Origin of the sequence: Bifidobacterium sp. MSK.13.1 (assembly GCF_019131435.1) — a bacterium.
GTDB classification, from domain to species: Bacteria; Actinomycetota; Actinomycetes; order Actinomycetales; family Bifidobacteriaceae; genus Bifidobacterium; species Bifidobacterium pseudocatenulatum.
The window spans coordinates 85,042-98,086 of sequence record NZ_JAHOMM010000001.1; the positions used below are offsets into that span (position 1 = coordinate 85,042).

General features: G+C 57.7%; 11 protein-coding genes. 1 reads left to right on the plus strand and 10 read right to left on the minus strand.

Annotation, left to right across the window (positions count from 1 at the left end; translation table 11 throughout):
* Positions 1-309: 309 nt before the first annotated feature.
* Positions 310-1,233, plus strand: a complete 924-nt coding sequence (locus KSY55_RS00355) for an acyl-CoA thioesterase II (protein WP_034880540.1) — start codon at positions 310-312, stop codon at positions 1,231-1,233.
* A 6-nt stretch (positions 1,234-1,239) separates the two neighbouring features.
* Here the strand turns inward: KSY55_RS00355 and KSY55_RS00360 are convergent, their stop codons facing one another.
* From KSY55_RS00360 to KSY55_RS00405, 10 genes are all read right to left on the minus strand, one after another.
* Positions 1,240-1,791, minus strand: a complete 552-nt coding sequence (locus KSY55_RS00360) for a DUF3180 domain-containing protein (protein ID WP_080789760.1) — start codon at positions 1,789-1,791, stop codon at positions 1,240-1,242.
* On the minus strand, positions 1,788-3,311 hold the full coding sequence (gene folK, locus KSY55_RS00365) for a 2-amino-4-hydroxy-6-hydroxymethyldihydropteridine diphosphokinase (protein ID WP_181989846.1): 1,524 nt from the start codon (positions 3,309-3,311) through the stop codon (positions 1,788-1,790). The genes KSY55_RS00360 and folK overlap by 4 nt, the downstream gene beginning before the upstream one ends.
* A gap of 98 nt (positions 3,312-3,409) precedes the next feature.
* Entirely contained in the window at positions 3,410-4,288 is an 879-nt protein-coding gene (folP, locus tag KSY55_RS00370) for a dihydropteroate synthase (RefSeq protein ID WP_217749411.1), read from the minus strand.
* Between the two features lie 63 nt (positions 4,289-4,351).
* Entirely contained in the window at positions 4,352-4,990 is a 639-nt protein-coding gene (gene folE / locus KSY55_RS00375) for a GTP cyclohydrolase I FolE (RefSeq protein ID WP_022245396.1), read from the minus strand.
* On the minus strand, positions 4,990-7,092 hold the full coding sequence (ftsH, locus tag KSY55_RS00380) for an ATP-dependent zinc metalloprotease FtsH (protein WP_022245397.1): 2,103 nt from the start codon (positions 7,090-7,092) through the stop codon (positions 4,990-4,992). Before ftsH ends, folE begins: the two co-directional genes overlap by 1 nt.
* Positions 7,089-7,652: a hypoxanthine phosphoribosyltransferase gene (hpt, locus tag KSY55_RS00385; protein ID WP_217749412.1), complete on the minus strand. Its 564-nt coding sequence runs from the start codon at positions 7,650-7,652 to the stop codon at positions 7,089-7,091. The genes ftsH and hpt overlap by 4 nt, the downstream gene beginning before the upstream one ends.
* A complete protein-coding gene (gene tilS, locus KSY55_RS00390; RefSeq protein WP_217749413.1) occupies positions 7,639-8,733 on the minus strand; it encodes a tRNA lysidine(34) synthetase TilS in 1,095 nt (364 codons plus the stop codon). The genes hpt and tilS overlap by 14 nt, the downstream gene beginning before the upstream one ends.
* Before the next feature lie 4 nt (positions 8,734-8,737).
* A complete protein-coding gene (locus KSY55_RS00395) occupies positions 8,738-10,183 on the minus strand; it encodes a D-alanyl-D-alanine carboxypeptidase/D-alanyl-D-alanine-endopeptidase (protein ID WP_055063054.1) in 1,446 nt (481 codons plus the stop codon).
* A 79-nt stretch (positions 10,184-10,262) separates the two neighbouring features.
* On the minus strand, positions 10,263-11,486 hold the full coding sequence (locus KSY55_RS00400) for a glycosyltransferase family 2 protein (RefSeq protein WP_034880526.1): 1,224 nt from the start codon (positions 11,484-11,486) through the stop codon (positions 10,263-10,265).
* Positions 11,486-13,024, minus strand: coding sequence for an AI-2E family transporter (locus KSY55_RS00405; protein ID WP_004219863.1), 1,539 nt, complete (start codon positions 13,022-13,024; stop codon positions 11,486-11,488). Before KSY55_RS00405 ends, KSY55_RS00400 begins: the two co-directional genes overlap by 1 nt.
* Positions 13,025-13,045: the final 21 nt, after the last annotated feature.

A 13,045-nucleotide genomic window follows, 5' to 3' on the forward strand; every position in this document is an offset into this window, starting at 1 on the left:
CGTTAAGCAGACAGTCCTGTGGACTGTCTGTAGGCTTGGCCTGAGTGAGGCGACAGCCGAACGAAGGCAACAATGAGCCTTGCGAAGCAAGACCATAATTGCGAACGTTACTCGCAAATTTCAGCAAAGCGCCGTGCTTCGTTACGAAGTGCGGCGCTTTGCCGTATGTGAATCGTTTGACGATTACCTGCCGTTCACGCTTCTCACGCATTCGTTACAAAACAATCCGGCGAAATTTACCGCCCTTGCGTAGACTCGTTTCCAGAACGAAGCGTTTATCGTATGCGACTCAAAGAATCGAGGCCCGTTATGACACAGACAGCGCAGACAGCAATAACTCCGTTACAACGGTTGGCGAAGGTGCTTCAGCTGGGCACGCCTTCCACGTACCGCAGCCACACATATGTGAATGGCGAAAGCCTGTATTTCCCCACTGGCCGCGTGTACGGCGGTCAGGTGATCGCGCAGGCCATGATGGCCGCATCCAAAACGGTTCCGCCATCTCGTCTGCCGAATTCGATTCATGGCTATTTCATTTCCGCCGGCGATATTCGTCAGGATTTGCTGTTTGATGTGGAGAATCTGCGTGATGGCCGCTCGTTTTCCGCTCGTCGCGTGAATGTCACGCAGGCTCAGGGTTCGATTCTGACGGCCATCGCCAGCTTCCAGGAGCAGGGTCAGGATGGCATTGAGTTCGCCGATCCCATGCCGGAAGGCGTGCCGGAGCCGGAAACGTTGACCAGTGCGAAGCAGCTGATGGAGCCGTTTGCCGAAAAGTCTTCGTATGCCAAATACTATGCGGAAAAGTCGCCGTTCGACATTCGTCATGTGACGCGCACGATCATGCTGGGTGCCGATAAGAAGAGCGCCAGTAACGATTCCGGCAAGCAGCTGGTGTGGATGAAGGCCGACGGCACGGTTGACGTTCCGCAGGTCATGCATCGTGCGATGTTGGCTATGGGTTGCGATCAGGTGATGCTGGAGCCGGTGTTGCGTCGTGCCGGGTTAAGTATTGCCACGCCTGGCATTTCGTTCGCTTCGATCGATCATTCGATGTGGTGGTATCGCGATATCGACATCAATCAGTGGCATTTGTATGTGCAGGATACGCCTACCGCGGCTCACGGCCGTGGCTTGGGGCAGGCGAAGGTATACACGCAGGATGGCGAGCTTGTTGCCTGCATGACTCAGGAGGCGATGATCCGTGTTCCTGAGGAGGATTTGAAGAAGTAAGGACAATCAGGCTTTCGTTTGGGCTGCCGATTTGGTTGCCGCGGCCGCGTAACGGTTTCGTTGCGTGGCCGTTTTCATTTTCGGGCTTTCCGGACCGTCGATTGGTGGGATTTGACACAACCACTCCCCCACAATGCCGATGATCATGTCAGCGATGCATACGATTGCCGCGATCGCGCATTCGAGGATGGCCTGACTGTAGAACGTCGCCTCACCATGTGGCAGGCTCATGATGAGCTGTCCACCATACCAGCCGGCCAACGCCGCTCCTGCCACGCCCAACGCTTTGCATGACACCAGTGTGGCGAACGCCTTCTGCGGGTCCAAAGGTTTCAGCTGCGCGCGTTTTTCGGGATCCGTGGTGGTGTATTTGTGGATCTGCAATGCCATATACAGCACGACGAATCCCAGAATCGCCAACACCACGGGCACGATCCATGGAGCGCCGACCAATGGCAAACCTGAAATCTCGCCATATTTCGCCAATCCCATACCGGCCAGCAATCCTAATGCGGCAGCGAGAACATAGCACCACCAAGGGGTTCTGCGCGCTTTCATAGCGTACCTCCGATGATCCAATTGTCGGTCAGCAGTCCCACTTGCGCGGTATCGGGGGCCATGGCCAGCAGGAATGATACCGGATCCTTGCCCAGTCGCGCATCGGGATCCATGTCGAGCCATGGCGCAAGCACTGCGGCATGGTTGCGTGCGGTGGGCCACGGCACCTTGCAGTCAGGCTCATCGCATGTCACGCCTTCCATGTCGATCAGGTCGAGATCGAAGTCTTCGCCGACGGAGGCTTCCACATTGCTTAATGCTTCGATCAGATCATGGGCGCCCATGCGCGTGGAAATCTGGATTACCGCGGCCATTTTGTCGGGGAGTCCGTCGAGTTGGCTCACATGGTAGAGGGGTGAGATGCCCTCGACTTGGTTGCCGGGAATGCCGTCCAATGTGACGATGGCCATGCGGAACTGCTGTTCGGCATCGGTTGCTGGGCTGTCCAGTGAGATCACCGCACGTTTCGATGCGGGTTCTAGCTGTGCAGAAGCGAGTGCGGCCACTTTGGCTGCGGCGGTTCCTTCCGGCAAATCGCTGGAATCGATCGCATCATACGCTTCGCCCATATCATCCGCATCGCCCGCATTATTGGCATCGCAGGCAAGGTCGTCGGTACCGTAGCCGGTCGGGCTTTCCACCATCCAATCATCTGCGATTTCGTCGATATGGTCGCGATCGGTCGATTCATGGAGGAGTTGAGCCACGGAACCGGCATGATCGCCCGGCAGTTCGGCATCGGGTTCGAGCGCCAGCCACGGCCCCAGCACGAACGCACGCTGCCATGCACGGGGGTGAGGCAGCGTCAGGTCCGGATCGTCGCTGCTCTGACCGTCAAAATCGATGATGTCCAGATCAAGTGTGCGCGAAGTCCAATGGTCGGTACGCACTCGACCATGTTCGGCTTCGATGCGCTGCAATCCTCGCAACAGCTCCATTGCCGATAGCTTGGTGGTCACGGAAACAACCGCATTGTAAAAGTCGGGGGTACCATCGGGCATGCCCCACGCATCGGTACGGTACAGCGGCGAAATGCCCGTAACCTGAGTGGACGCCAGTCCGTCGATCGAACGCACCGCGTCACGCAAGGTGGCCACTACATCGCCCTGATTGCCACCCATGGCAATGATGGCATGATGCACTTGCGATGCAGCCGAAGTTGTTTCACGAGAACGTTCCACGGTTACGCTCACATCGTCGAATGGTACGACGATTGGCGCACTCGGCTTGTGCACGGTCACTTGCGTTCGCGCCACGGCAGGATATTCAAGAATCATGCTGGCAATGCGATCGGCCAGTTTTTCGATGAGATCGACATGATCGCCTTCGATAATGGCGACTATTCCTTTGGCGATGGCACCGTAATCGACGGTGTCGTGCAGATCGTCGGAATGCCCGGCTGGCGCAAGATCCAGAAACAGCGTGGCGTCGACGACGAACGTCTGCGCACGCTCATGTTCGAAATCAAGCACACCGTGTTTGCCGACCGCGCGAACGCCAGTCAATCGAATCTGATCCATGCCAGCCTTTCTTTGCATATCTCAAGGTTTTAGTGATGTGAGGCGTTGCCGTGCCTACGCAGTCAAGAGCATACGAACGTATGCACCCACCGCGCGTATCAGACGTTGGCGAAAGCACGCCACGCGTTGCCGATGGCCACCGCATCGCGGCTTTTTGCCACGTCATGCACGCGCACGGCCCACACGCCATGTTCGGCGCACAAGGCGCTGATGGCGGCGGTCGCATTGTCTTTGCTGCCCATGCTTGGCTCGTCGATACCGGCATCGGCAAGCGCCGCGCCAACGAATCGTTTGCGCGAGGCTCCGATCAGCACCGGATAGCCAGTGGAGTTAAACCGTTCCAATGCCACCATAAGCGGGAAGTTGTGTTCAATGCTCGGTTTGGAGAATCCAAGACCCGGATCGATGATGATCTGTGACGGCGAGACGCCTGCCTGAAGCACGTCGTCGACCTGCTTCATGAGTTCGTCATACACGTCGTTCACCACGCCATTGGCGTACACGGACGTATCAGCGTCAGGCACGTCGCCTGCGGAGCCGGCAAGCCAACCGCGCCAATGCTGCACAATGTAAAGGCTTTCCGCGTGTTCGGCCACCACATGGGGCACTTCGCGGTCCAGCTGACCGCCGGACACGTCGTTGATGATCTGCGCACCATGCTCCAACGCCATGCGAGCCACCGATGCGCGCGTAGTGTCGATGGACAGCACCGCGCCTTCCGGAATCAGCGCATCCACAGTACCTAGCACGCGGTTTTGCTCGTCTTCCTCACTGACACGTTTGGCTCCGGGGCGAGTGGATTCGGCACCGATATCGATGATGTCAGCCCCATCTTTCATCATCGCTTCGCCGTGCGCTTTCGCATTCGCAGGATCGAGCCACAGCCCACCATCGGAGAACGAATCCTCCGTAATGTTGAGCACGCCCATCACCAGCGTACGGTCACTATCATGAATCGATTTCATATCAATGGTCATCCGGTTTCCCCTCCTATATCCGGTTATTGGTATTTACGATTCGACTTGCTGCAGTCGCGCCGATCACGCATGCTGCGACAGGATCAGGCTCATGGCTTCGGCTCGCGTCGTCGCGTCTCGCATGCAGCCGCGCACCGCCGATGTAACCGTACGCGATTGCGCCTTCTTTACGCCACGCATGGCCATGCACATGTGATCGCATTCGGTGACTACGATCACGCCACGTGCTTCGATACCTTCCATCAACGCGTCGGCCACCTGTTGGGTGAGGCGCTCCTGCACTTGCGGACGTCGGGCATACAGTTCCACCAGTCGTGCAAGCTTGCTTAAGCCCGCCACTTGGCCGTTCGACGGAATATAGCCGACGTGGGCCACGCCATGGAACGGCAGCAGGTGGTGTTCGCATACCGAGAAGAGTTCAATATCGCGTACCAGCACCATTTCGTCGGTATCGACTTTGAACTTGGTTTTGAGCACTTCCTCGGGGCCGTGTCCAAGGCCTGCGAACAGCTCCTTGCAGGCACGCCCAATACGGTCGGGGGTGTCGAGCAGGCCTTCACGGTCCGGGTCTTCGCCAATGGATTTCAGAAACAGGCGTACTGCCTGGCGCACGCCTTCCTCGTCATAGCCGACAGGCCCGGCCGCATGGGCGGCACGGGCCTTGTCGTCGAAGAGGGTATCGAATGCTTCGGTATCGCTCATCAGTTGGTCAATCCTGCGCTTTTCTTCAGGGATTCGGGAATCGGAACCGGCGGAATGTCGGAATCCGGGCGCTTGCTGTCGCTCAGCCACACTTCACGCTTCGGCGCCTTCTTGACATTAGCGAAGATTTCCGCAAGTTCCTTTTCGTTGAGTGTTTCCTTGACGAGCAGCTGACGTACGAGCTCGTCAAGAATCTCACGATTCTCGTTGATGACGTTCCACGCTTCGGTATGCGCGGTTTCCACCAGTTTGAGCACTTCCTCGTCGATGATTTCGGCGGTGCGTGCGGAATACTTGTGGTTCAGCGATCCAAGGTCGCTCTGTTCGTCATCGGACCACTTGATGGCACCCAGCTTGTCGGAGAAGCCGTAGTCGAGCACCATCTGACGTGCGATGTTCGTCGCCTTTTCGATGTCGTTGGAAGCGCCGGTGGTCGGATCGTGGAACACGACTTCCTCCGCGGTGCGACCACCCATGGCGTACGCCATCTGGTCGAGCAGCTGGTTGCGAGACATGGAATAGCGATCTTCAGTCGGCATCACCGCGGTGTAGCCAAGTGCGCGGCCACGCGGCAGAATGGTGACCTTGGTGACCGGATCGGTATCGTTCATGGCAGCCGCCACCAGCGCGTGACCACCCTCGTGGTATGCGGTGTTGCGCAGTTCGTCGAGCGCCATGCCCTTGGAACGGCGCTTCGGGCCCGCCTGCACGCGGTCGATGGCCTCGTCGATGGCGCGGTTGTCGATCAGCTGCGCACCGGCGCGGGCGCACAACAATGCGGCTTCGTTCAACACATTGGCCAGATCAGCGCCGGTAAAGCCCGGCGTACGCACGGCGATCATACGCAGATCGACATCAGGCACGAACGGCTTGCCCTTGGCATGCACCTTCAAAATAGCCTCGCGGCCTTCCAAATCAGGCGCTTCGACGGCTACCTGACGGTCGAAACGGCCCGGGCGAAGCAGTGCCGGATCAAGCACGTCGGGGCGGTTGGTCGCGGCGATGATGATCAGATTGGTGTCGTTATTGAAGCCGTCCATCTCAACGAGCAGCTGGTTCAGCGTCTGCTCACGTTCGTCGTGGCCGCCGCTCATACCGGAACCGCCACGCTTACGACCGACGGCATCGATCTCATCGATGAAGATGATGGCCGGAGCGTTCTTCTTGGCCTCATCGAACAGATCGCGCACACGGGAGGCGCCAAGACCCACGAACATTTCCACGAAGTCGGAGCCTGCCATGGAGTAGAAAGGCACACCGGCTTCGCCTGCGATGGCTCGTGCCAGCAACGTCTTACCGGTACCTGGAGGGCCGTAGAGCAATACGCCACGCGGAATGCGGGCACCCAAAGCCTTGTAACGAGACGGATCCTTCAGGAAGTCCTTGATTTCCTCGACTTCCTGCACGGCAGCCTCTTCGCCGGCCACGTCGGCGAACTTGGTGGTCGGGGTCTGGCCTTCGAGCAGCTTGCCGCTGTTCTTCTTGCCGCCCATACCGAACATGCCGCCAGCACCGCCCATACGGCTCATCATGAACCAGAACAGACCAAAGATAATGAGGAACGGCAGCAGCGAGGTCAGCAGATACGTCCAAATGCTGCTCTGCTGCATGGTCGCCGTCCAGCCCTTGACCGGATCAGCCTTCTGTACGGCCTTGACCACGGTTGCGGACTGCGCGTACGTGTAGTAGAACTGCACGTTTTTGCCGTAGTTCTTCATACGCCCGGTATCAGGGTCTGTAGCGGAGTAGTCGCTCTTAAGCTTGAGCTTGACCTGCTGGGTGTTGTCTACGATCTGTGCGTATTCAACATTGTTGCCGTTGAGAATCTGCAGACCGTCCTTGGTGTCGATGGTCTGGGAACCGGTTCCGGCGAAAATCTGGAACATGGTCACGGCAAGCAATGCCACAACCACAACCCACAGCCATGGGGACTGCCAGAACGGACGCGGACCGCCATTGGATCCGTTGCCGTTGGACTTGTCACCCTTGCCGTTGGAATCGTTGCCATTGCCGGCGTTATTATTGCGTCCAAACGGATTGGTGAACGGGTTATTGCCGCCGCCGTTGTTATTCGGCGACTGGCCCGGACCAGGAAAACTCATGCCTGACCTCCTTCATACACTTCCGGCTTCAGCACCGCGATCGAATCAAGATTGCGGTATCGCTCGTCATAATCCAAGCCGAAACCGACCACGAATTCATCGGGAATCTCACGTCCCTTATATTTCACAGGAACATCCACCTTACGGCGCGCCGGCTTTTCCAACAGCGCAAAAATCTCCACGGAAGCGGCACCACGGCTTTTGAGCTCATCGACGAGCCACGCCAACGTGACGCCCGAATCGATGATGTCTTCCACAATAAGCACGTGACGACCGTGAACATCGGTCGACAGATCCTGCCGCACGGTGATCTTGCCGCTCGATTGAGTGCCGGAACCGTAGCTCGACAAGCTCATGAAATCCATCTCCGCGTGGATGCTCATGGCCTGCGAGAACGCCGCAAGCGTGTTCACCGCACCCTTGAGCACGCAAACCAGCAGCGGGTTCTTGCCACGGTAGTCTTCACTGGCCTGGGCTGCAGCATGGTTGATGATGTCGGCAATCTCTTCTTTACTGATCAGCTCGTGATCAATATCTTCTTGTACGTCAGCGATTCGCATGCCCACCATCTTGGCACACGCGAATGACGTGTTTCTGGCGATATGCTGAATATCCGCTGGGAAGATTCACACCTTTCTGGCCGTGCCAGTCGCAGATCAGCCTGTCGATCCCTTCAACCTGCCGTGCCATGCACGAAATGCCTGCTTCCGCAAGCGAGCGCACAATCACCCGTCTTCTGATGGCAATGTCTTGCGATTGCAACGCACGCACGTCGATGATTATCTCGCCGTTGTTCACGGTTACGCCTTGCTCGCACACGCGTTGCGCCACATCGTCAAGATATGCGCGATCGTCTTCGGCAAGCCTCGCTCCAAGCGCAAGTTTCGACACGACGTCGCTTCCCGCGAATGATTCAAGATATGGCATGAGATCGTGCCGGATTCGGGATCGCAGCGGATAGTTCGCGGAAAGAGGCTCATTTCCACCCGAATCTCCCACATCCGGCCCATTTGTGGGATCGTCCCACCAGGCAAGCCGCAGATCCTCGCAGATGCCGGTGGTTTCTTCGCGGGTCACATTCAGCCATGGGCGTAGAAAACGCACCCCGTCTCGTATGAAGGAACCGTTCATACCGCAAACCGCATCGAGGCCCGCGGAACGCAACAAACCGATGATCACGGTTTCCGCCTGATCGTTTTTCGTATGAGCCAGAAGCACGGCCGAAGCGTCGGAGCATGCGTCGACAATCGCATGATAGCGTGCTTCACGCGCCGCTGCCTCAACACCGATGCCACGGGAGTCGGGTACGTCAATCGCACGAACGCGAACTGGGTCAAGACCCAACGCAACGCAACGATCGGCGGTTGCCCGCGCAACACCGGCAGAGCCTTGCTGCAACTGGTGGTCGATGATAATCGCCCCGCATCGCAATCCCAATGAAGCGCACGTTTTCGCAGCAACCGCAGCCAACGCCATCGAATCGCGCCCACCGGAACAGGACACCATAATCAGCGGAGCGTCCACATCGGGCGCGTGCTCGCCATGACGGGCGAAACGGGCATCCTGCAATCCCAAACCGGCCGATTCCAACGCGGCGCGCAGCTCGCCGATTCCCTTGCGCAAACGTGACGAATACACCATGGCGTCACAACTTCGGTAGTGCTGCCACAAATGTGTCGATAGCTGATTTCGCGGCTTCGGAATCATCAGGATCGTTGACGATCACGGCAAAACTCAACGCACCGCCATTATGGCGCGACACATTGCCGGTCATGGAAGTCACATCTCCCAAACTGCCGGTTTTGGCACGGATAAGACCAGCTTCGTCAGCATCGTTCAAACGATTCGCAGCAGTGCCCACAAATCCTACAATCGACAGCCCCTCAGCGGCGGCGGAACCGGACCCGCTCGTCAGATTACGCTGCTGCACGTCAAGCAGGGTATGCGCGGTGAGTTTGGAATCCTCAGCCAGTCCCGAGCAGTTAACCATGGTGAGGCCTTCGGTGGAAATCCCCCGCTGAGCCAGTACCTGTTCAACCGACTGCACCGCTCCGGCCGGTGAATTGCCGGCGTTAAGGTGCAAAGCCAGCAGTCTGCCGAATTCCTCGGCCAGCGAATTGTCGGAATGCCGAAGCATGAACGCCATGATCTCGTTCAGCGATGCGGAGCTCACCGTCGCAATGGGGCTGGTCCCGTCGGGAACGGCTCCCTGTTCCACGGAACCGTTCACCGCAATGCCCCGCTCAGTCAGGCGTTGCGCGAACACCAGCGCGGCCTCGCGAGCCGGCTGCGTGCTCAAAACGGGATATGTGCTGAACGTATCGGGATCCGTAGGATTAGCACCGTTCCAGTTTCGCCCGCCATCCACGGCCATGGATGCGGTCGGCGCGTAGTACACGTGGTCCGGATCGAGTTCGGCGATGCCGTTGGGCCAACGGTCGTTGCCGAACAGGGAATCATCGTAGACGAGCGTCACGGAAGTGATGCCCCGCTGCCGCAACGCTTGGGCCGTGTTTGCCGCAAGCGTTCCCAGCCCGGCACGCCCATTGATGTGCGCCGAATCAGATTCGCCGACGCCGAGCAGCATGTCGCCGTTGCCTTTGAGCACCAATCGCGAAGTGCCATCTTCGCGCTGCTCCAAATAGGTCTGCGTCTCCAACGTCGACCCCATGTCGAGCGTGGCCGCAGCCGCATACGCCGTCAGCGTTTTCATGGTGGACGCCGGCGTATACGGCGTGTCGAGATTCTGCTCGGCCACCACATTGCCAGCCGCGTCGGCGATGGCGATGGCGTATTCACCGCCAAAATCGGAGGCAGCCGTCTCAAACTGGCTGATCAGAGCCTTTGCCGCAACGGCATCCACGGTTTTCGAAGCGTCAAGCCCTCCGACCATCGTCGCGGCCGCAATGGCATTGCCCGGCGTTTTGGCTGTGGCATGCTCGACTTCCTGCAATGTGAGAACACCCGGCAACTTGTCGAAAATGTCGGCCACGACATAGCCGACGCACAACACTGTGGTGAGCGACACGGAAAGCGCCACCGTGATGTATCGACGGCGTTTCACATGCCGGTATTCAGCCGAATCATCCATGGAACAACAACACTCCAGTCATAAGAGGAAATCGAAATGAAAACGAAAAGGCAGGAACGCGCAAGCCAGCGAACGAACGTCATCCCTTATGCTCGATCGGCTTCCATTCGGACTTGGCGAACATCGCCTGGAACGAGATCGGCACATAACTGAACATGTAGATCGGGAAGCTCAGCACATACGCGAACAGCTCCTTGTTGGTGGCGCCAATCTGATCGCGTTCCACAATAATCGTCAACGCGGCCAACGCCATCATGCCGATCACCGACGTCACAATGCCGGACGTCCAACCGGTCAACGAGCTCAACTGGCTCTGCCATGTCACGAATCCGCAGGTCGCGAACAACAGTCCCAGCAGAACGCGCGCAATACCGATCACCGTGAACGGACACAACAGCAGCGTGAAATCAACGGCGGAAAAATCGCGTTCCCTGATGGCGCGTTTGACCAAAGCCGGCCCGTAATAACGGAACACTTGCAGGAAGCCCTTGCTCCAACGCAAACGCTGACGCCAGCTCTGCGCGAAGGTGACAGGCTGCTCGTCATACAGAATCGCGGTACCGCAGTAGCCGATGCGGTCGCCGTGCAGCAAGGAATCCATGGTGAATTCCAAATCCTCGGTCAAAAGGTGGAATTTCCAACCATTATTGCGACGCATGATCTCCTGCGAGAACATGAAGCCAGTACCCCCTACATGACAGCTGTTGCCGAGCCACATGCGCGAGGCCGACAGGAATCGAGATTCACGGATGAACCACAATGCAGAACCGGAAGAGACCCAATTGTCAGACAAATTCACGGAATTGCGGTAGCTGGTGAGAATCTTGAATCCCGACTGGAACGCCTTGTTCATCTCTTCGACGTAATGCTTGTCGAGCTTGTTGTCGGCGTCGAACACGAAGAACGCATCGTACGGGTCGGATGCACCGGAATCGTTCATCTGATCGAGCAGATACGTCAGCGCGTAGCCTTTGCCCACAAGCTCCTTGTTGAAGCGTTCGATCACATGGCAGCCCATATTGCGCGCCACTTCGGCGGTATTGTCGGTGCAATTGTCGGCGACAAGCCAAATGTCGACCAGTTCGGTCGGGTAGGTCTGCGTTTGGATGCAGGTAATGAGGTTGCCGATGACGTTCGCCTCGTTTCGTGCGGAAATCAGCACCGCGTAACGCTTGTCCATCGGCGCGTCGGGAAATTTGATCGGCTTGGTGAACAGGGAGATGAGAATGCACACCGCCTGATAGACCACCCCTGCGCCACCGACGATGACCAGCAGAATGTCAAGTACGCTCAGCAGTACCATTAACGCCACCTACTTCTTGGATTGTCATCCGCGTTTTTCGTACTTCCTTCAGCTTCCCGCGACTCGCCGTTCTTCCGTTCATTGCCGGATTCCGGATTTTCGTTGGATTCCTGAGATGTGTTTTCACTCTCAAGACCCTGCAATGGCTTGCGTTCCGTTTTGTCCAACACGTGCTTCGGAATGGCGACGGTTTCGTCCGATTCCAGCGATTCCTCGGAACGGGTGATATTGTACGCCTGCTCCTGCAACTGCCGCACTTCGTCGGGAATCGGCACATGCGCACTGGATCCCTGCACCGCGCGAGGCATATTGTGCAGATGCTCGCTGAGTACTTCGGCACCTTCCACCAGCTTCGACTTCTTTTCAGGCACCGGATCGTCCATCAGCGGGGAATCGACCAGCTCGTACCGCTTTGTATAGGTGCGGAAGATCGTCTGTACGGACGCGACCACCGGCAATGCGAGGAACGCGCCCAACGCGCCGAACAGCGAAGTGAACGCCAGCACCGCGAGGAACGCCACGGCATCGTTCACATCCATGGTGCGCTGGGAGATCTTCGGCGCGAAAATCAGATTCTCGATCTGCTGATACACGCAGATAAACACCAGCACCGCCACGGCCTGCCACAATCCGCAGCTACCCCATGCGAACAGCACTGGCAACGCGCCGCCGATATACGTACCCAACATAGGAATGAACTGCGAAACCACACCGCAGAACAGCGCCAACGGTAGCCAATAGGGCACGTGCAGCAGCATCAGACAGATTCCTGTGAAGAACGCGTTCAGCAACGCGAGAATGGCGCGGGAGAACAGGAACGACGAGATCTGGCTCTGGCTCACCGTCCATACGAACAGGAATCGCCGCTGAGCCGCCGGAGCCATCCACTGGCATGCGGCACGACGCAGTTTCGGACCAGCCGCTGAAATGTAATACGTGGTCATGATTATCGTCATGAGGTTAATCAGGAACGAAAACAATCCCGACACCGTATTCAGCGCGGTACCCGCGAAATCAGTGACCCACGACGTTTGAATGTTCTTCAGAATCTCATTGCCGAGATTATTGATCTCAGGAAGCTGGAAATTCGCGTATTGACTGGCGAACTGGCACATCTGCTCATACAGGTCGGGCAGACCGTTCACCAAGGCGATCATCTGCTGCACGAACAGGTTGCCGAACAGTGTGAACAGCACGCCGAGCATCACGGCCAGCATCAGCAGCGAGAACAGCGACGCGAACGAACGTTTCCAGCCATGCTTGACCAGCGGCACCACCACCGGCTCCACCGCGAGCGCGATGAACAGCGAGACGATGATGTCGATCACCAGGTATTCGATTTTGCCCCAGCTGCGCCAGCAGAAAGTAAACCCCACAATGGCTATGGCGATGTATAGCAGCGCACGCCCCAGCCATTCCGGTGGCTTTCGGGGATCTCCTTTGGCTGGAAACAGGGTGCCGAGGTCCCATCGCTGTTCGCTGGTGTTCGCACCGTTTTCGCTCTGCGTATTGTTCATTCGCTGTTCGCTGTCGCTCATGGCTCCCTATTGTAGCGATAG

What these genes read in the sequence shown, in the direction of transcription:
- folE (WP_022245396.1), bottom strand. Translation starts at nt 4,990, where the DNA reads ATGAGCGATACCGAAGCATTCGATACCCTCTTCGACGACAAGGCCCGT.
- folK (WP_181989846.1), bottom strand. Translation starts at nt 3,311, where the DNA reads ATGGATCAGATTCGATTGACTGGCGTTCGCGCGGTCGGCAAACACGGT.
- KSY55_RS00400 (WP_034880526.1), bottom strand. Translation starts at nt 11,486, where the DNA reads ATGGTACTGCTGAGCGTACTTGACATTCTGCTGGTCATCGTCGGTGGC.
- KSY55_RS00355 (WP_034880540.1), top strand. Translation starts at nt 310, where the DNA reads ATGACACAGACAGCGCAGACAGCAATAACTCCGTTACAACGGTTGGCG.
- hpt (WP_217749412.1), bottom strand. Translation starts at nt 7,652, where the DNA reads ATGCGAATCGCTGACGTACAAGAAGATATTGATCACGAGCTGATCAGT.
- folP (WP_217749411.1), bottom strand. Translation starts at nt 4,288, where the DNA reads ATGACCATTGATATGAAATCGATTCATGATAGTGACCGTACGCTGGTG.
- KSY55_RS00360 (WP_080789760.1), bottom strand. Translation starts at nt 1,791, where the DNA reads ATGAAAGCGCGCAGAACCCCTTGGTGGTGCTATGTTCTCGCTGCCGCA.
- ftsH (WP_022245397.1), bottom strand. Translation starts at nt 7,092, where the DNA reads ATGAGTTTTCCTGGTCCGGGCCAGTCGCCGAATAACAACGGCGGCGGC.
- KSY55_RS00395 (WP_055063054.1), bottom strand. Translation starts at nt 10,183, where the DNA reads ATGGATGATTCGGCTGAATACCGGCATGTGAAACGCCGTCGATACATC.
- KSY55_RS00405 (WP_004219863.1), bottom strand. Translation starts at nt 13,024, where the DNA reads ATGAGCGACAGCGAACAGCGAATGAACAATACGCAGAGCGAAAACGGT.
- tilS (WP_217749413.1), bottom strand. Translation starts at nt 8,733, where the DNA reads ATGGTGTATTCGTCACGTTTGCGCAAGGGAATCGGCGAGCTGCGCGCC.